Source organism: Mesorhizobium shangrilense (assembly GCF_040537815.1).
GTDB classification, from domain to species: domain Bacteria; phylum Pseudomonadota; class Alphaproteobacteria; order Rhizobiales; family Rhizobiaceae; genus Mesorhizobium; species Mesorhizobium shangrilense.
Map to the genome: position 1 here is coordinate 2,452,061 of NZ_JBEWSZ010000001.1, position 18,961 is coordinate 2,471,021.

An 18,961-nucleotide genomic window follows, 5' to 3' on the forward strand; every position below is an offset into this window, starting at 1 on the left:
GGATCAGCCGAGCCGGCAGAGGACCCAGCCGAGCGGCGGCAGCGACAGGTCGCCTTCATGGACGCTCGCGCCAACATCGCCGACATCGATCGGCTGGACTATCTCGATATCCTGTGGCGCAGACCAGCTGGCCGGTTCATCGGCGAAATTGAAGACGCACAGCAATCTTTCGCCGTCGCCTTCGCGAATGAAGGCAAGTCCATCACCTTCGGCATCGAGAAAGCGGATCGACCCCCGCACCAGTGCCGGATGCTGCTTGCGCACGGCCAGCATCGCCCTGTAGGCGGCGAGCACGGATGTGCCCTCACCGTTCTGGACATCGGCGGCACGGGCGCGGTGACTTTCTGGAACCGGGAGCCACGGCTTGCCGGTTGAAAAGCCGGCACTGGCGGCGGCGGCTTCCCAGACCATGGGCGTGCGGCAACCGTCCCTGCCCTTGAACCCCGGCCAGAAGCGGATGCCATAGGGGTCGCGCAGATCCTCAAACGCCAGTTCCGCTTCCTGCAGTCCAAGCTCTTCGCCCTGATAGAGGCAGATCGAGCCACGCAGACAGGACAGGAGCGCGATCGAGAACCTCGCCACGGCGTCAGGATCGCCGCCCGGCCTGGTCCAGCGCGTCACATGGCGCACGACATCATGATTGGAAAACGCCCAGCAAACCCAGCCGTCGGAAACCGCTGTTTCGAACGCTTCGACGCAGCCCCGCACATGCGCCGCCGAGAACTGCGGACCGAGCAGGTCGAACGTATAACACATGTTGAGTTTGTCCCCGTCGGACGTGTAGGCGGCAAGCGTCTGCAGCGAGCGGCCTTCGTCGCCCACCTCCCCCACGACAGCACGGTCGTCATATTGATCGAGGAGCGCCCGGAAACGCTGGAGGAAAGCCAGGTTCTCCGGCTGTGTCTTGTCGAACAGATGCTCTTGATAAAGATACGGATTGGTCTCGGTGTTGGTGCCGGCGACGCTCGACGCCAAGGGCGGATTGCCGCGCAGCCAGCGGTCATGGACATAGTAATTGACCGTATCCAGCCGAAAACCGTCGACACCGCGCTCCAGCCAGAACCGGACCGTCTCCAGAAGCGCATCCTGCACCTCCGGATTGTGGAAATTCAGGTCCGGCTGCGAAGCGAGGAAATTATGCATGTAGTACTGCCTGCGGGTCGAATCCCACTCCCAGGCAGGACCGCCGAAGACCGAAAGCCAGTTCGAGGGCGCGGTGCCGTCGGGTTTCGCATCGGCCCAGACATACCAGTCGGCCTTCGGATTATCCCTGCTCGCACGGCTTTCGATGAACCATTCGTGACGATCGGAGGAATGCGACAACACCTGATCGATGATCACCTTCAGGCCGAGACGATGCGCCTCGGCGACAACCGCGTCGAAATCCTCGATCGTGCCGAACATCGGATCGACAGCCTGGTAGTCAGCTACGTCGTAACCCATGTCGGCCATGGGCGACTTGAAGAAGGGCGACAGCCAGACGGCGTCGACGCCAAGGGAAGCGACATGGCCGAGACGGTTGGTGATGCCGCGCAAGTCACCGCTGCCGTCGCCTGTCGTGTCCTGGAAGGATCGTGGATAGATCTGATAGATGGCGCAGCCGCGCCACCATTCGGCATTGTCGGGCATCACGGTTTCTCCTGCGTCCGAGACTGTTCGGCCCTGCGCTCAATCATGAAGATGACCGCCCGCCCGGACACTTGTCTCGAAATGTCGGTGGTATCGTTCGCTTCGGTGGGCACCCACATAAAACCTTCGCGCGACGGCAGCGTGAAGACGCATGCCCGGCGATCGCCGTTGAAGATAACGGCGAGACGACCGTCGTCCGGGCGCTCGCCAGAGAGGACCATGACAAGCCGATACCGCTCCGGGTCATTCCAGTCCACCTCATCGAGAGTTGTGCCGGTTTCGGTCAGCCAGGCAATGTCGGGCACGTCTGAGCGTTCCGACGGCTGACCGGTCAGAAAGCGTATTTCGCCAAGCGATGGCTCGGCGCGACGCATGGCCGAGAGCAGAGCCGCGTAGCGCTCCAGCAGCTGATCGCGCGCCTCCCAATTGAGCCACGTCGTCTCGTTGTCCTGCGCATAGGCATTGTTGTTGCCTTTCTGGGTGCGGCCGAACTCGTCGCCGGCGGTCAGCATGATGGTGCCGCGCGAGGCGAAGAGCGTGGCCAGCAGCGCGCGCTGATCATTCAAGCGGGCCTTCGAAACATCATTGCTGTCCGCGTCACCCTCGATGCCATTGTTCCAGGACAGGTTGTCGTCGTGGCCATCGCGATTCTGCTCGCCATTGGCCTCGTTGTGCTTGCGCTCATAGGCGACAATGTCGGCCAACGTCATGCCGTCATGCGCGGCGATGAAGTTGACGCTTCGGCTCGCTTGCTGCCCTGCCTTGGCAAATATGTCGGACGAGCCGGCAAGCCGTGTGGCAAGCGCGCCGACCATGCCGGCATCGCCGCGCCAGAAGCGTCTGACATCGTCACGGTATCTGTCATTCCACTCAAGGAAGGGTGATGGAAAATTGCCGAGCTGATAGCCGTCCGGGCCGATGTCCCATGGCTCGACGATCATGACGCGATCGGCCAGCAGCGGATCTTCGAGCACGCTTCGCAGCAGAGACGCGTTGGCGTCGAACACGCCCTCAACCCGCCCAAGAATAGGGGCAAGATCAAAGCGGAAGCCGTCGACGCCGGCGTGATTGACGAAGTGACGGAGCGTGTCGAGGACCAATTCCCTGACGATGGGGTGGTCGCAAGCGACCGTGTTGCCCGTTCCGGTATCGTTGGCCAGCCTGCCGTCCGGCGTGTGCCGATAGTAGGTAGGGTTGTCGAGCCCGCGCAGCGACAAGGTCGGACCGAGCCTGTCGCTCTCACCGGTGTGGTTGAAGACGAGATCGAGGATGACACCGATGCCGGCCTTGCGCAGCACGGCGACTGTTTCGCGCAATTCGGCAAGCCCGCCCGGCGCCAAACGGGGATCGAGCGCCATGAATGTCACCGGATTGTAACCCCAGGCGTTGCGCAGTCCCAGCGGCGGCAGATGACGCTCGTCGATCGATGCTGTTATCGGCATCAACTCGACGGCGTCGACGCCGAGCTTCTTGAGATGATCGATAATCGCCGGGTGGGAAAGTGCCGCTATGGTGCCGCGCTGATGCTGTGGGATTTCCGGATGGAGCATGGTGAAGGCCCGCACTGGGACTTCGTAGACCAGGCCGCCGGGCCGGAACAACGGTGGCAGGACCGTCGCCGGCTCCGGTGGCGTGATGGCCAACGCCTTCGGCATCAGCGGTGCTGTGTCCGCTCCCATGCCCCGGCGTTGGGCTAGCCGCCAGTCGTAGACATAGGGACGATCGATAGCGACAGCGTATGGATCGACCAGCAATTTGTCGGGATCGAACCAGAGACCTTTCTCCGGCGCGTAATCGCCGTCGGCGCGGAATCCATAACGAGTGGGCTCGGCGAGGCCGGCAACGAACAGCGCATGCACGCCGTCGCCTTCCGGCCTGAGCTCAAGCCGGTCGATCTCGCGGATGCCGGCATCGTCGAAGACCGAGACCCAAAGGCGTCGAGCCGTCGACGACCAAGCGGCGAAGCGGATGCCTTCGCTGATGACGGTGGCGCCCAGCGAACTCATGCGACCGCTTTCCACCGTGTCCCTTGTGGTGAGGGTCGCGAACAGGAGCTACCTTCTCCCACAAGGGGAGAGGGGAGAGCCTTGCGACGCAGGCCGAACTCTGGCGGCCGGCTATCCATCACCCTCAAGTAATCACGCTCGGCTTGTTGCGGCCGGTATGGCTCCTGATTCCTGCAATATCGTCGGCCGCCGCAATCAGATCGGCAAGTGCGACCTGGGTGTCGAGATCATGCCTGGACTTGTCCGGTTCATAGCGCTCGATGTAGACGCGCAGTGTCGCTCCGGTGGTGCCAGTGCCGGACAGGCGGAAGACAACGCGCGAACCGCCTTCGAACAGAACCCTGATGCCCTGATGCTCGCTGGTCGAGCCATCGACCGGATCGTGATAGGCGAAATCATCGGCGCTGGCGATCTTCATGCCGCGCACACTGGTGCCCGGCAGCGAACCGAGCTTGGCGCGCAATTCGTCGACCAGCGCATTGGCCCGCTCGGTCTCGACCTCCTCGTAGTCATGCCTAGAATAGTAGTTGCGCCCATACGTAGCCCAGTGCTCGGTGACGACCTGCTTGCAGCTTTCACCGCGAACCGCGAGGATGTTGAGCCACAGCAGCACCGCCCACAGGCCGTCCTTTTCGCGGACGTGGTTGGAGCCGGTGCCCGCGCTTTCCTCGCCACAGATCGTCGCCATGCCGGCATCGAGCAGATTGCCGAAGAATTTCCAGCCGGTCGGCGTCTCGTAGATGCCGATGCCTAGCTTGTGCGCGACGCGGTCAGCAGCGCCGCTGGTCGGCATCGAGCGGGCGATGCCCTTGAGGCCATCCTTGTAGCCTGGCGCCAGCTTGGCGTTGGCGGAAAGCATGGCGACGGAATCCGACGGGGTGACGAAGATGCCCTTGCCGATGATCAGGTTGCGGTCGCCGTCGCCATCGGACGCAGCGCCGAAATCCGGCGCATCCGGTCCCATCATCTCGTCATAGAGATGCTTGGCATGGACAAGGTTCGGGTCCGGGTGGTGGCCGCCGAAATCCGGCAACGGCTTGAAGTTGCGGCAGGTGCCGTTGGGGGCGCCAAGCCGGTTTTCGAGGATTTCCTTGGCATAGGGACCGGTCACCGCGTGCATGGCATCGAAGCGCATGCGGAAGCCCGATTTGAACAGCTTGCGCAGGACATCGAAGTTGAACAGGCTTTCCATCAGCTCGGCATAGTCGGCGACCGGATCGATGATCTCGACCGTCATGCCTGCAGCCTTGACAGTGCCGATCGTGTCGATGTCGATCGTGTCGATGTCGGCGATCTTGAAACTCGAAATTGCCTTGGTCTTTTCGAAGATCGCGTCGGTCAGCTTTTCCGGCGCCGGGCCGCCATTGCCGGCATTGTACTTGATGCCGAAATCCTCGTGCGGGCCGCCGGGATTGTGGCTCGCCGACAGGATGATGCCGCCAAAAGTCTGGTACTTGCGGATGACATGCGAGGCCGCAGGCGTCGACAGGATACCGCCCTGCCCCACCATCACCTTGCCGAAACCGTTGGCGGCGGCCATGGCGATGGCCTTCTGGATGACCTCGCGGTTGTAGAAGCGGCCATCACCGCCGATGACCAGGGTCTTGCCCGCGAACCCGTCCAGCGCGTCGAAGATCGACTGGATGAAGTTCTCGGCATAGTGCTCCTGCTGGAATACCGGAACCTTCTTGCGCAGCCCGGAGGTGCCGGGCTTCTGGTCGAGATAGGGTTTGGTGGCGACAGTGCGTATCATGCTTCAGGCAGCCCTTTTTGAAAGCAGCAAGCGATAGAGTTCGACGTATTTTTCGGCTGACTTGTCCCAGGAAACGTCGGCCTTCATGCCTTGGCGCTGGATCGATGCCCAGACCGAAGGATTGGCGTGAGCATCCACGACGCGACGAATGGCATGCAGCAAGGCACCGGCATTGGCTGGTGCGAATTGAAAGCCTGTCGCCACGCCCGCGGAAAGAGCCGCCTCGTTCGCGTCGATCACCGTGTCGGCCAGACCGCCGGTGCGGGCGACGACCGGCACGCAGCCATAGCGTAGCCCATAGAGCTGCGTCAGCCCGCAAGGCTCAAAGCGTGACGGGACGACGATCGCGTCACATCCGCCTTGCATAGTGTGGGACAGGCCCTCGTCATAGCCGACGACGACGCCGATGCGGCCACGGTGGCGGGCCGCCGCCGCAAGGAGCGCACCTTCAAGCCCGGCGTCGCCGGAACCAAGTATGGCCAGCCGCGCACCCGTCGCGACGATGCCGTCGACGACGGTGGCCAGTATGTCCATGCCCTTCTGCCAGGTCAGCCGGCTGACGACGCAGACGATCGGGCTGTCGTCGCGATCAAGGTTGAAGCGCTCCTCGACAGCGGCTCTGTTGGGCGCCCGGGCCTTCAGCGTCTTGGCGGTGTAGCTGGAAACCAGATGCTTGTCGGTGGCAGGGTTCCAGATGTCGGTGTCGATGCCGTTGACGATGCCGTGAAGATCGATGGCGCGTATGTTGATCAGGCCATCGAGCCCCATGCCGAATTCCGGCGAGCGGATTTCCTGGGCATAGGTCGGGCTGACCGTGGTGATTGCCCACGCCGCCTGCAAGCCCGCCTTGAGGAAGCCGACGCCGCCGTAATATTCGACGCCGTCGAGCGCCATGGCGGCGGCCGGCAGGCCAAGTTCGCCAAAGATGCCGGCGCCGAACTGGCCCTGGAAGGCGAGATTGTGAACGGTCATCATCGACGGCGTGCCGACAGCCTTGCCGTAGCGCATATAGGCCAGCGTCATCGCCGACTGCCAGTCATGGGCATGGACGATGTCGGGCTGATAGCCGGAGATGGCGCCGCCGGCGATGTCGCCGCCAACCTGGCTCAGCGCCGCGAAACGCCGCCAATTGTCCGGCCAATCGACACCGGTCGCATTGCCGTAGGGACCGCCGGGGCGGTCGAACAGATGCGGCGCGTCGAGCACGAAAAGGTCGAGCCCGTCGAGTTGAACGGCATGAACGGAAGCCTTGCCGCCTTGCAGCAAGGCATATTGATGCACGGCCTTCTTTTTCTTGAAGCTACCCATCACCGTTGGAAAGCCGGGAATGAGCGTGCGCATGGTCACGCCCTTGTCGGCGAGCGCAATCGGCAATGCGCCGGTCACGTCGGCGAGCCCGCCAGTCTTGATCAGCGGGAATATCTCTGGCGTGACCGACAGAACCTGCATGCGTTAGAGCCCCAGCTTGTCGATCATGTCCTGGGTGACCAGGCATATGCCCTTTTCCGAAACGCGGAAGCGCTTGGCGTCGAGAACCGGATCCTCTCCGACGACAAGCCCTTCCGGTATCCTGACGCCGTGGTCAATCACCACGCGCTTCAACTTTGCATTCCGGCCGACATGAACGTCTGGCAACATCACGACTTCTTCCAGCGTCGAATAGGAATTGATGCGCGCGCCGGTGAAGATCAGGCTTCGCTTCAGCGACGCACCCGAGACGATGCAGTCGCCCGAGACAAGCGAGGACACGGCCGAACCGCGGCGGCCATCCTCGTCATGCACGAACTTTGCCGGTGGCTTCAACTCGGCATAGGTCCAGATCGGCCAGTCGCGGTCGTAGAGGTCGAGCTCCGGTGTCACATCGGTCAGGTCGATATTGGCTTCCCAATAGGCGTCGACGGTTCCGACATCGCGCCAGTAGGCTTCATTCTCGGCGGTCGAGCGAACGCAGGATTTGGCGAAGCGATGGGCGATCGCCTTACCGTGCTCGACGATATAGGGGATGATGTCCTTGCCAAAGTCACGGCTGGAACCGGGCTCGGCGGCATCGCGACGCAACTGCTCCATCAGAAACTTGGTCTTGAAGACGTAGATACCCATCGAGGCCAAGGCGAATTCCGGCTTGTCGGGAATGCCGGGCGGATCGGCGGGCTTTTCGACGAAGGCAATGATGTTGTCCTTGGCATCGACATGCATGACGCCGAAGCCGGTGGCCTCCATGCGCGGCACTTCGAGGCAGCCGACAGTGACGTCGGCATTGGCGTCGACATGCTGGCGAAGCATCATCTCGTAGTCCATCTTGTAGATGTGATCGCCGGCGAGGATGACCATGTATTCGGGCCCGTAGGCCTCGATGATATCGATGTTCTGATAGACGGCGTCGGCCGTGCCTTCATACCATTGCGTTTCCGAGACGCGCTGGCTGGCCGGCAGGATATCAAAACTCTCGTTTCGCTCGGGCCGCAGGAAATTCCAGCCGCGCTGCAAATGGCGGATCAGCGAATGCGCCTTGTACTGGGTGGCGACGCCGAGGCGGCGGATGCCGGAATTGAGCGCGTTGGAGAGCGCAAAGTCGATGATGCGCGTCTTGCCACCGAAATAGACAGCGGGCTTCGCCCGGCGGTCGGTCAGTTCCCTGAGGCGGCTACCGCGCCCACCTGCCAGCACATAGGCCATGGCATCACGCGCCAGCGGCTGGGTTCGTTTTGTTTCTGCCATTTTCAGCCTCCCCGATTATTCAGTCTGAACCGTCACTCAGCCTGGAACTTCATTCTGGAACGAATTCGAGCATGATGGTGGACAGCGGCGGCAGCAGCATCGTCGCCGACGTGCCTCCGCCCTCCGCCCGAGCCTCGACGACACCGCCATTGCCCTTGCCGGAGCCGCCATATTCCGAAGCATCCGTGTTGATGATCTCGCGCCATTTTCCCGCCCTTGGCAGTGGCACGCGGTAATCCTCGCGCGGCACCGGCGTGAAATTGGAAATGACAGCGACCGGATTGCCGCCAGGCGCGCTGCGCAGCCAGGCAAAGACCGAGTTCGCGCTGTCATCGACGATCAGCCAGGAAAAGCCCTCTGGCTCGCAATCGCGCGCATGCAGCGCCGGGCGTGAACGGTAGAGATAGTTGAGGTCGCGCACCACTTGCCGGACACCGCGATGCGGCCGGAAGTCGAGCAGATCCCAGTCGAGCGCGCGTGCCTCGCTCCATTCGCGGCGCTGTGCGAACTCCTGTCCCATGAACAACAATTTCTTGCCGGGATAGCCCCACATGAAGCCGTAATAGGCGCGCAGCGTCGCAAACTTCTGCCAGTCATCGCCGGCCATCTTGCTGAGCAGCGTGCCTTTGCCGTGCACGACTTCGTCATGGGAGAGCGGCAGGACGAAATTCTCGCTGAAAGCATAGACCAGGCCGAAGGTGAGGTCGTTGTGGTGGTGCTTGCGGAAAATCGGCTCCTTGGAGAAATACTCCAGCGTGTCGTGCATGAAGCCCATGTTCCACTTGAAGCCGAAGCCCAGTCCGCCTTCATGCACCGGTGCCGAGACCTTCGGCCATGAGGTCGATTCCTCGGCGATCGTCATCACGCCGGGATGATGGCCGTAAACCTCCTTGTTCATCTTCTGCAGGAAGCTGACCGCCTCCAGATTTTCACGACCACCCTTCTCGTTGGGGATCCATTCACCGGCCTTGCGCGAATAGTCGAGGTACAGCATCGAGGCCACCGCATCGACGCGCAAACCGTCGACATGGTATTTCTCCGCCCAGAACAATGCGTTGTTGACGAGGAACGACACCACCTCGCGCCGGCCGAAATTGTAGATCGCGGTGTTCCAGTCGGGATGAAATCCCTTGCGCGGGTCGGCATGCTCATAGAGCGCTGTGCCGTCGAAATGGGCCAGGCCGTGCTCGTCGACCGGGAAATGTGCGGGCACCCAATCCAGGATGACGCCGACGCCAGCGCGGTGGGCGCCGTCGACGAAGCGGGCAAAACCGTCGGGATCGCCGAAGCGGGCCGATGGCGCGTAGAGCCCGGTCGTCTGGTAGCCCCAGGACGGATCGTAGGGATGTTCCGAGATCGGCATGAATTCGATGTGAGTAAAGCCGGTCTCGACCACATACGGTATCAGGCGGTCGGCGAGTTCGTCCCATGACAGGAAGGTGCCGTCGTCTCGAAGCTGCCAGGATCCGGCATGGACCTCATAGATCGATATGGCCTCGCGCCGGGGATCGGCATTGCGCCAGAAATTGCGATGCGCGTCGTCGCCCCATGGGTGCGCCGGCGGCACCGCGACCACCGAAGCGGTGGCAGGGCGCAGTTCGGACTTGAAGGCAAACGGGTCGGCCTTGAGCGGAAGGCGGACACCGTCAGGTCCGATGATCTCGTATTTATAGGGCCGGCCGGCACCAATGTCGGGAATGAACACTTCCCAGATGCCGGTGTCGCGACGGTCGCGCATCGAATGCCTGCGGCCGTCCCAGTCGTTGAAGTCGCCGACAACCGAAACGCGCCTTGCATTGGGTGCCCAGACGGCGAAATGCACGCCAGACGCGCCCTCATGCTCGATGACATGCGCACCGAGCTTGTCGAACAGCCGCAGATGCGATCCCTCGGCGATGTAGTAATCGTCCATCGGCCCAAGCACCGGGCCGAATGAGTAGGGATCGGTCAGCCACCAATCCCCGGTGGCATTTCGTGCATGATAGCGCAGCGGCTGCCGCTTCTTGATCGACAGCTTGCCTTCGAAGAAACCGCCATCGTCGCGCCGGGACAGTTCGCCGGCCTTCTTGCCGGTCAGCGTGTAGGCCGTGACGAACTCGGCGTGTGGCACGAAGCAGCGGGCGACAAGTCCCTTGCCCGCGTCCTGGACACCCAGGACGGCAAACGGATCTCCATGCGTGCCGGCGACAATCGCCGCGACATCACCGGCCGAAGCCAGTCCATCCGGCCCGCTTGTCGCAGCGGTCGCGCGCGGCTTCCTCATCAGGCAGTGACCCTCCCCGGGCACCAAGTGTTTGTTCTAGGGTATGAATTCGACATTCAAATTCACACCCCGGGACCACATTGTTCGTGGCCTCATGCAATCACATCAGACAGGTACGTTCCAGATTTCTTTCGCATATTGACGGATCGTGCGATCGGAAGAGAACCAGCCGACGCGCGCGACATTGTGGATCGCCCTCGCATACCAGTCCGGGCTGTTGCGCCAGACGGCATCGACATCGCGCTGAGCCGCCGCATAGGCGTCGAAATCCGCGGCCACCATGAACCAATCGCTCTGGTAAAGGCCGTTGATCAGGTCCCGATAGCGCTCCGGATCGTCCGGCGAGAAAACGCCCGAGGACACCGCCGCCACGGCCTGCGCCAGTTCAGGCGAGCCCTCGATCACGGATCGCGGATCGTAGCCATTGTTACGCCGCTCTGCGACCTCGGCGGTGGTCAGGCCGAAGATGAAGATGTTGTCGTCGCCAACACATTCCTTGATCTCGACATTGGCGCCATCGAGCGTGCCGATGGTGAGTGCGCCGTTCAGCGCGAACTTCATGTTGCCGGTGCCCGACGCCTCCATGCCTGCGGTCGATATCTGTTCGGACAGGTCCGCGGCCGGCATCATGATCTCGGCCAGGCTGACATTGTAGTTCGGCACGAAGACGACCTTCAGCAAGCCGCGCACGGCCGGGTCACGGTTGATGACCTTGGCGACGTCGTTGGCGAGCTTGATGATCAATTTGGCGTTGTGATAGCTGGGCGCCGCCTTACCGCCGAAGAATTTTACGCGGGGCATCCAGTCGCGCTCCGGATGCGAGCGGATCTGGTCGTAAAGCGCGATCGCCTCGAGGATGTTCAGAAGCTGCCGCTTGTACTCGTGGATGCGCTTGATCTGGATGTCGAACAGCGCCGAGGGATCGACCTTGATGCCGAGCCGGTCGGCGACGAGATTGGCCAGACGCACCTTGTTGGCCCGCTTGACGGCGGCAAACTTGTCGCGGAACGCGGCATCGCCGGCGAAGGCGTCGAGCCCCTTGATCGCATCGATGTCGTCGAGGAAGCGATCGCCGATCGCCTCACGGGTCAGCGCCGTCAGCCCTGGATTGCACTGGATGAGCCAACGCCGTGGCGTGATGCCATTGGTCTTGTTGTTGATGCGGTCGGGGTAGAGCGTGTGAAGGTCGGCAAACACCGTCTCCTTCATCAGGTCGGTGTGCAGGGCCGAGACGCCGTTGATCGAGTGCGAGCCGACAAAGGCCAGATTGCCCATGCGCACCCGGCGATCACCGTTTTCTTGGATCAGCGAAATGCGGCCGATCTGCTCATCCGAGAACTGGTTGGACGCGCGTGCTTCGAGCAGGACTTCAGCGTTGATGGCGTAGACGATCTGCATGTGACGCGGCAAAAGCCGCTCGAACAGCGGCACCGGCCAGCTTTCCAGCGCTTCCGGGAGCAGCGTGTGATTGGTGTAGCCGAAGGTGCGTTTGGTGATGCTCCAGGCGAGGTCGAAATCCATGCCGTGGACGTCCATCAAGAGACGCATCAACTCGGGTACAGCGATGGCCGGATGGGTGTCGTTGAGATGGATCGCCGCCTTGTCGGGCAGCGACTTCAGGTCGCCATACTGGCTGAGATGGCGCTGGACTATGTCCTGTAGCGAGGCGGTGGAGAAGAAATACTCCTGCCGCAGCCGCAACTCCTGCCCAGCCTTGTGGGAATCGGCGGGATAAAGAACGCGCGACAGGGCATCGGCCTTGTTGCTTTCAGCGAGCGCCCCGATGTGGTCGCCGGCGTTGAATTTGTCGAGCAGGATCGGATCGATCGGCATGCCCGACCAAAGGCGCAGCGTGTTGACGCGGTGGGCCCGCCAGCCGACCACAGGGGTGTCGTAGGCGACGGCCAGAACATGTTCGGTCGGCTTCCAGACGTGTCGCTCCAGCCGACCATCCTTGGAGGTGACCGATTCCACCGAGCCGCCGAAGCCTACCTCGAAGGAGCGTTCGCGTCGCTCGAACTCCCAAGGGTTGCCGTGGTCCAGCCAGGTCTCCGGCAGTTCCACCTGCCAACCATCATGGATTTCCTGCCGGAACATGCCATTGGCATAGCGGATGCCGTAGCCATGTGCGGGAATATCGACCGTCGCCATGCTTTCCATGAAGCAGGCGGCAAGGCGACCGAGACCGCCATTGCCAAGGGCCGCATCCGGTTCGAGCGCGGCGATGATATCGAGATCGACGCCGAGCGATGACAGCGCCTCGCGCATATTTTCCATCAGGCCGAGATTGGAGAAGGCATCGCGCATCAGCCGGCCGATGAGGAATTCCAGCGACAGATAATAGACCCGCTTTTCCTGCTGGTCGTAGGCTTCCTTCGTCGCCTGCATCCAGTGGTCGACGATGCGATCGCGCACGACCTTGATCGAGGCGGTCAGCCAGTCGTACTGCGTCGCGACAGTGGTGTCCTTGCCGACGCGGTATTTGAGGGACATCAAGACTTCTTCTGCGAGCGTCTTGGGATCGGGATTTTCGAGTGCGGGCTGGGGGGCTTCGGATGTCATCGCGCGCGTCATGCTGCCTCTCGTGCGGTTGCCATGATCATACCGGCTTTCACCGTTCCTCCCACCCCATGCTAATGCATCTCTTCATATATTCAATCGATTTAGACAGAAGCGCGACCAACTTCCCCTGCGGCAATTTGGCAAGTTGGCACATACTCCTAGGCCGCCAGCGCCGCCTCCGGCGGAACTTTGGCTCCGGTCATAAAGGCAACGGCATCGGACATCGAGTATTGTTTGGGATCGATGACAGCGAGACGACTGCCCAGCCGATGAATGTGGATGCGGTCGGCTACCTCGAAGACATGCGGCATGTTGTGTGAAATCAGCACGATCGGCAGGCCACGCTTCTTGACGTCGAGGATCAGTTCGAGCACACGGCGGCTCTCCTTGACGCCGAGTGCCGCCGTTGGCTCATCCATGATCACCATCTTGGAGCCAAAAGCTGCGGCGCGCGCCACCGCGACGCCCTGACGCTGGCCGCCTGACAGCGTTTCCACCGCCTGGCTGATGTTCTGAATCGTCATCAGGCCAAGTTCGGTGAGTTTTTCGCGGGCGCGCTTCTCCATCTCTGGACGGTCGAGCATGCGAAGCCATTGCCCGACAAAGCCCGGCTTGCGCAACTCGCGACCAAGAAACATGTTGTCGGCGATCGACAAGGCGGGAGACAGCGCCAGGTTCTGGTAGACGGTTTCGATGCCGGCCTCGCGCGCCTCCATCGGCGATTTGAAAGCGATGGGCTTGCCTTCCAGCCGGATTTCACCCTCGTCGGGGGTAACCGCGCCGGAAATCGCCTTGATCAGGGATGACTTGCCGGCGCCGTTATCGCCGATGACAGCGAGAATTTCGCCCGGATAGAGATCGAAGTCGGCGCTGTCGAGAGCCGTAACGCGACCATAGCGCTTGACCAGTCCACGCGCGGTAAGGATGGGTTCCTGTGTCATCCCGAAATCTTCCTGATCCACTGGTCGATAGCGACTGCGACGATGATGAGAGCGCCGACGGACAATTGCGTCCATTGCGGGTCTGTCCCCCAAAGCCGTAGACCCAGCGCGAACACGCCAACGATAAGCGCACCGAAAATGGTGCCGAGGATGGAGCCGCGCCCACCAAACAGTGAGGTACCGCCGATCACGACAGCAGTAATCGAATTGATGTTCTCGAACTGGCCGGCCTGGGGCGATACCGACCCGATGCGCCCAATGAGAGCCCAACCGGCAATGGCGCAGATGAGGCCCGTAAGCGTATAGACCGCGAGCAGCATCCGATCGACACGAACGCCCGACAGTTCCGCTGCTTCTGGATCATCACCCACCGCATAGACATGCCGTCCCCACGCGGTGTGGTTGAGCACGTACCAGGCGATAGCCGCCATAATCAGCATTAGGAGCACGCCATAGGTGAAGACGGCGCCGCCAACCTTGAACGAGCCGCCAAAGAACTGCAGCAAGGGCGCCGTGGTCTCGAGATCCTGACTTCGGATGGTCTCGTTGCCCGAATAGATGAAATTGACGGCCGCGTAGATCGACCATGTGCCGAGCGTGACAATGAAAGGCGGCAACTTTACCCGGGCTATCAGAATGCCGTTTATCAAGCCACAGATCGAGCCGACAAGCAGACCGACAGCGACCGCCACAGGCGCAGGGACGCCGTAGTGCATGGCAAACTGACCCATCACGACCGAACTCAGCACCATAATGGCGCCGACGGACAGGTCGATACCGGCGGTCAGCACCACTAGCGTCTGGGCGATGCCGACCATACCGGTTATTGCCACCTGCTGCAGGATCAGCGTCAGCGTAAAGGGAGAAAAGAAGCGCCCGCCGACGACGATGGCAAACAGGATCACCGACAGGAGCAGGATGATCAGCGGCACCATGGCAGGACTTTTGTGCAGCCGATGCTGGATGCTTTCCAAAGCGGTGCGGGAATGGGTATCGAACGAAGCGACACTCTTGTCGCTCGCGGCTAAAGTCTTCTCGAACTCCTGCGGTCCGCTGACTTTGGTTGTATCAACGCTCAACTCGGCCTCCCCGCCTTATGGGTGGAGCGGCTGAAGCCGCCCCACACCAATTGTTCTTATTGTTGTCTCAAGATTGAGCCGATCGCGAGGTCAAATCAACCCCAGCACTTGGCGAGGCCTGCCTTGGTATCGATGGAATCGATGCCGGCAGCCGGCTTGTCGGTGATGAGCGTGACGCCGGTGTTGTAGAAGTTCAGGCCAGGCGACGGTTCCGGCTTCTTGCCGGTGTCGGCGAAGGCCTTGATCGCCTGGATACCGAGCGAAGCCATCAGAAGCGGATATTGCTGCGAAGTGGCGCCGATAACACCCTCGGCAACGTTCTTGACGCCGGGGCAGCCGCCATCGATCGAAACAATCAAAACGTCCTTCTCCTTGCCCACGGCTTTCAGCGCCTGGTAGGCGCCTGCGGCGGCAGGCTCATTGATGGTATAGACGACGTTGATGTTGGGGTCTTTCTGCAGGCAGTTCTCCATGGCGGTATGACCGCCATCCTCATTACCGCTCGACAGATCGTGGCAGACATTGCGCGGATCCTTCTCGTCGCCGATCTTCTTGGGATCACCTAGGTCGATGCCGAAGCCTTTCATGAAGCCCTGGTCGCGCTGCACGTCGACCGACGGCTGGCTAGCGATCAGATCCATATAGGCAATGTGGGCATCCTTGGCCTTGTCGCCCAGGGTTGCCTTGGCCCAGGAGCCGATAAGTTCGCCGGCTTTGAAATTGTCGGTCGCAAACGTCGCATCCGCGGCATCGGCGGGCTCAAGCTGAGTGTCCAGCGCGATCACCAGAAGTCCGGCGTCGCGCGCCTTCTTCACTGCCGGCACGATTGCCGCCGTATCGGTGGCGGTGATGAGAATGCCCTTGGCGCCGTCGGCGATGCAGGATTCTATCGCTGCAACCTGGCCTTCATTGTCGCCCTCGGCCTTGCCGGCATAGGCCTTGAGATCGACGCCGATTTCCTTGGCTTTCGCCGTGGCGCCTTCCTTCATCTTGACGAAGAAGGGATTGGTATCGGTCTTGGTGATCAGGCAAGCGCTGACATTGGCAGCGAACGCAGCAGGCGCAAACGTCATCAGGCCAAGCGCGGCGGCAGCAAAAACGGTGGCTTTCAATACTCTTGTATCGGTCACGATTGTCCTCCCAGTGGAACCATTTCGGGTGCCGGCCAACCGGCATCCACACAAGCATCCAGACAAACCATCCCAGCATGGATGCCTAACGCCAGCAGACACCAGACCGTAGAGGCTGTCAATAATTAAATCACTCTTATTTATTATTGACACTCTTGCGTTGACCGCTCATTCTGGCCCAAAAGCATCGAGGGGAAATGACGGGAGGAACAGGGTGGAAACCGGCATTGCGAGGCACGGTTCGCCCGAGGCAGCCGATAGCCGGCTTCACCGCGGCACCAACCAAAGCGGGATGCGGGACCACAATGAGCGGCTCGTGCTTTCGCTGGTGCGCCAGCATGGCAGCCTGGCCAAATCCGACATCGCGCGCATGACCGGACTTTCGGCGCAGACCGTGTCCGTCATCATGCGTGAACTCGAAGATGACAATCTGCTCGTGCGCCAGGCGCCGTTGCGCGGCAAGATCGGCCAACCCTCCATTCCGATGGCGCTGAACCCCGAGGGTGCGTATTTCATCGGTCTCAAGATCGGCCGCCGCAGCGCTGAACTGGTGCTGATCGATTTCCTCGGCAACGTCCGGTCGATGCTTCAAAATTCGTACCGCTACCCTGCACCGCGCGAGACGGTTGAATTCGTCACCTCGGGCATGGAGAAGATGCGTGGAGATCTTAGCCCTGCGCAAAACAAGCGCATTGCCGGACTCGGCATCGCCATGCCGTTCGAATTGTGGAACTGGGCCGACACGGCAGGCGCGCCCCGGGACGTGATGGATGAATGGCGCCATCGCGACATTCGCGCCGAGATCCAGCTGCAATGCGAATTTCCTGTTTATCTTCAGAACGATGCCACTTCGGCATGCGGCGCGGAGCTTGTTTTCGGCAAGGCCGGTGGCGCGCGCGACTTCGTTTATTTCTACATCGGCGCCTTTGCCGGTGGCGGCATCGTGCTCAATGGCCGCCTCTATGGTGGCCCGACAGGCAATGCCGGAGCGCTGGGCTCCATGCCGGTGCCCGGTCCCGACGGCAAGCCAACCCAGCTGATCGACGTGGCGTCGATCGCCATGCTGGAAAAAGCGCTCAATGCTCGTGGTGTCGAAGCCTCGCATCTGTGGACGTCGCCCGAGGACTGGGGCGAGATCGGCGCCGAACTCGACGACTGGATTGCCAGTGCGTCACAGGCGCTCGCCTACGCCATCGTGGCGGCTTCCTCGGTCATCGATTTCGAGGCCGCGGTCATCGACGGCTGGATGCCGCTCACAGTGCGCCGGCGGCTGGTCGACGCCGTCACCGAGGCCATCGCCAAGATCGACGGGGAAGGCTTGAAACTTCCAACGATTCGCGAGGGGACGGTCGGCATCCACGCACGCGCGCTCGGCGGCGCCAGCCTGCCGCTTTCCGAACGCTTCCTCGTCGGTTCGAACACGATTTCCAGGAGCGTCTGATGCTGATCGGAATCCCGGCGCTGCTTGGTCCGGAGCTTCTGGCAACCCTGCGTGCCATGGGCCACGGCGACGAAATTGCCCTTGTCGATGGCAACTACCCGGCCGAGGAGCAGGCGCACCGGCTCATCCGTGCGGACGGTCACCCTCTGGTTCCGGTGCTCGATGCCATACTGAGCGTGCTGCCCGTGGACGATGCGGTGCCCGAGGCGCTGTTTCGCGCTTCGGTCAAAGGCGATCCCTTGCTTGCCGATCCCGTTCATCGCGAGATGGAGGCGATTTGTGCAAAGCGCGCGCCGGGCCGCAAGGTGGTTGCGCTGGCCGGCGCCGACTTTTATGCACGGGTCAAGGCCGCGCACGCGATCGTCGCCACCAGCGAGCCCAGGCTCTATGCCAACATCATCATCCGCAAGGGCGTTATCTATCCGCCGGAGACCAAGACACCATGATCCTCTGCTGCGGCGAAGCCCTCATCGACATGTTGCCGCGCACCACCACACTGGGGGAGCCGGCCTTTGCCCCCTATGTCGGGGGTGCGGTGTTCAACACGGCAATCGCGCTAGGCCGGCTGGGCGCTCCCGCTGGTTTCTTTTCCGGCCTGTCGTCCGACTTGTTTGGCGGCCAGTTCAGGGACGCGCTGGGCGCAAGCAAGGTCAGCTCCACCTATGCGCACACCTCGCCGCGGCCAACCACGCTCGCCTTCGTGCGCCTCGACAACGGCCAGGCGACCTATACATTTTACGATGAGAACACGGCCGGGCGCATGCTGACGACCGACGACCTGCCTGAACTCGGCAGCGAGATCGAAGCCATGCTTTTTGGCGCCATCAGCCTGATCTCCGATCCGGCCGGGGCCGCCTATGAGGAGTTCATGAAGCGCGAGCATGCTCAGCGCGTCATGATGATTGACCCCAACATCCGGCCGAACTTCATCCCCGACAAGGCCAGGCACTTGCGGCGCGTCCGCGGCATGATGGCCATGGCCGACGTCGTGAAACTGTCGGACGAAGACCTCCACTGGTTCGGCGAAGCCGGGTCGCACGAGGATGTCATCCGCAACTGGCTGGATCGTGGCCCGAAGCTGATTGTCGTCACGCATGGCAGCGAAGGTGCGGTCGGCTACAGCAAGGATCACAAGGTCACGGTCATGCCGGAGAAAGTCAAGGTCGTCGACACTGTCGGCGCCGGCGATACGTTCAACGCCGGCATCCTTGCCTCGCTGCACGAGCAAGGCATGCTCACCAAGGCGGCAATCGCTACCCTGTCGAAAGATGCCATACACAAGGCACTGGCGCTTGGCGCAAAGGCCGCGGCAGTGACCGTATCGCGAGCCGGCGCCAACCCACCTTGGCGTCACGAAATCGGCTGACGGAGCCACCACGCGCTCAAGATAAGTTGAGTTTGTCGATCACTTTATGTTTCGCGGTGCCGTCCTCCGGGAC

General features: G+C 61.8%; 13 protein-coding genes. 3 read left to right on the forward strand and 10 right to left on the reverse strand.

What is annotated here, in order from left to right:
• Positions 1–3 precede the first annotated feature (3 nt).
• The 10 genes from bglA to ABVQ20_RS12425 form a co-directional block, all read right to left on the reverse strand.
• Positions 4–1,629, reverse strand: a complete 1,626-nt coding sequence (bglA, locus tag ABVQ20_RS12380) for a beta-galactosidase BglA (protein ID WP_354459777.1) — start codon at positions 1,627–1,629, stop codon at positions 4–6.
• Complete coding sequence (gene glgX / locus ABVQ20_RS12385) at positions 1,629–3,635, reverse strand: glycogen debranching protein GlgX (protein WP_354459778.1); 2,007 nt, start codon at positions 3,633–3,635, stop codon at positions 1,629–1,631. Before glgX ends, bglA begins: the two co-directional genes overlap by 1 nt.
• A gap of 124 nt (positions 3,636–3,759) precedes the next feature.
• Positions 3,760–5,388, reverse strand: a complete 1,629-nt coding sequence (locus tag ABVQ20_RS12390; RefSeq protein ID WP_354459779.1) for an alpha-D-glucose phosphate-specific phosphoglucomutase — start codon at positions 5,386–5,388, stop codon at positions 3,760–3,762.
• A 3-nt stretch (positions 5,389–5,391) separates the two neighbouring features.
• Entirely contained in the window at positions 5,392–6,837 is a 1,446-nt protein-coding gene (glgA, locus tag ABVQ20_RS12395) for a glycogen synthase GlgA (protein ID WP_354459780.1), read from the reverse strand.
• A gap of 3 nt (positions 6,838–6,840) precedes the next feature.
• Positions 6,841–8,106 carry a glucose-1-phosphate adenylyltransferase gene (glgC, locus tag ABVQ20_RS12400; protein ID WP_354459781.1) on the reverse strand — a complete coding sequence of 422 codons (1,266 nt, stop codon included), beginning with the start codon at positions 8,104–8,106 and terminating at the stop codon, positions 6,841–6,843.
• A 49-nt stretch (positions 8,107–8,155) separates the two neighbouring features.
• Positions 8,156–10,369: a 1,4-alpha-glucan branching protein GlgB gene (gene glgB / locus ABVQ20_RS12405; protein ID WP_354459782.1), complete on the reverse strand. Its 2,214-nt coding sequence runs from the start codon at positions 10,367–10,369 to the stop codon at positions 8,156–8,158.
• A 105-nt stretch (positions 10,370–10,474) separates the two neighbouring features.
• Entirely contained in the window at positions 10,475–12,943 is a 2,469-nt protein-coding gene (locus ABVQ20_RS12410) for a glycogen/starch/alpha-glucan phosphorylase (RefSeq protein WP_354459783.1), read from the reverse strand.
• A gap of 146 nt (positions 12,944–13,089) precedes the next feature.
• Complete coding sequence (locus ABVQ20_RS12415; RefSeq protein WP_354459784.1) at positions 13,090–13,872, reverse strand: ATP-binding cassette domain-containing protein; 783 nt, start codon at positions 13,870–13,872, stop codon at positions 13,090–13,092.
• Positions 13,869–14,951 (reverse strand): ABC transporter permease, encoded by a 1,083-nt coding sequence (locus ABVQ20_RS12420; protein WP_354459785.1) that lies wholly within the window; start codon positions 14,949–14,951, stop codon positions 13,869–13,871. The genes ABVQ20_RS12415 and ABVQ20_RS12420 overlap by 4 nt, the downstream gene beginning before the upstream one ends.
• A 95-nt stretch (positions 14,952–15,046) precedes the next feature.
• Complete coding sequence (locus tag ABVQ20_RS12425) at positions 15,047–16,063, reverse strand: sugar ABC transporter substrate-binding protein (RefSeq protein WP_354462168.1); 1,017 nt, start codon at positions 16,061–16,063, stop codon at positions 15,047–15,049.
• Positions 16,064–16,295: 232 nt separating this feature from the next.
• Between ABVQ20_RS12425 and ABVQ20_RS12430 the strand changes: the two genes are divergently transcribed.
• From ABVQ20_RS12430 to ABVQ20_RS12440, 3 genes are read left to right on the forward strand one after another with little or no spacing between them, the layout of a single operon-like run.
• Positions 16,296–17,522, forward strand: a complete 1,227-nt coding sequence (locus ABVQ20_RS12430) for an ROK family transcriptional regulator (protein WP_354459786.1) — start codon at positions 16,296–16,298, stop codon at positions 17,520–17,522.
• Complete coding sequence (locus tag ABVQ20_RS12435; RefSeq protein WP_354459787.1) at positions 17,522–17,968, forward strand: RbsD/FucU family protein; 447 nt, start codon at positions 17,522–17,524, stop codon at positions 17,966–17,968. Before ABVQ20_RS12430 ends, ABVQ20_RS12435 begins: the two co-directional genes overlap by 1 nt.
• Positions 17,965–18,888 carry a carbohydrate kinase family protein gene (locus ABVQ20_RS12440; RefSeq protein WP_354459788.1) on the forward strand — a complete coding sequence of 308 codons (924 nt, stop codon included), beginning with the start codon at positions 17,965–17,967 and terminating at the stop codon, positions 18,886–18,888. The genes ABVQ20_RS12435 and ABVQ20_RS12440 overlap by 4 nt, the downstream gene beginning before the upstream one ends.
• Positions 18,889–18,961: the final 73 nt, after the last annotated feature.

Bases quoted from the DNA above. Each gene is read 5' to 3' on its own strand.
- bglA (WP_354459777.1), bottom strand. From the start codon at position 1,629: ATGCCCGACAATGCCGAATGGTGGCGCGGCTGCGCCATCTATCAGATC.
- glgX (WP_354459778.1), bottom strand. From the start codon at position 3,635: ATGAGTTCGCTGGGCGCCACCGTCATCAGCGAAGGCATCCGCTTCGCC.
- ABVQ20_RS12390 (WP_354459779.1), bottom strand. From the start codon at position 5,388: ATGATACGCACTGTCGCCACCAAACCCTATCTCGACCAGAAGCCCGGC.
- glgA (WP_354459780.1), bottom strand. From the start codon at position 6,837: ATGCAGGTTCTGTCGGTCACGCCAGAGATATTCCCGCTGATCAAGACT.
- glgC (WP_354459781.1), bottom strand. From the start codon at position 8,106: ATGGCAGAAACAAAACGAACCCAGCCGCTGGCGCGTGATGCCATGGCC.
- glgB (WP_354459782.1), bottom strand. From the start codon at position 10,369: ATGAGGAAGCCGCGCGCGACCGCTGCGACAAGCGGGCCGGATGGACTG.
- ABVQ20_RS12410 (WP_354459783.1), bottom strand. From the start codon at position 12,943: ATGACGCGCGCGATGACATCCGAAGCCCCCCAGCCCGCACTCGAAAAT.
- ABVQ20_RS12415 (WP_354459784.1), bottom strand. From the start codon at position 13,872: ATGACACAGGAACCCATCCTTACCGCGCGTGGACTGGTCAAGCGCTAT.
- ABVQ20_RS12435 (WP_354459787.1), top strand. From the start codon at position 17,522: ATGCTGATCGGAATCCCGGCGCTGCTTGGTCCGGAGCTTCTGGCAACC.
- ABVQ20_RS12440 (WP_354459788.1), top strand. From the start codon at position 17,965: ATGATCCTCTGCTGCGGCGAAGCCCTCATCGACATGTTGCCGCGCACC.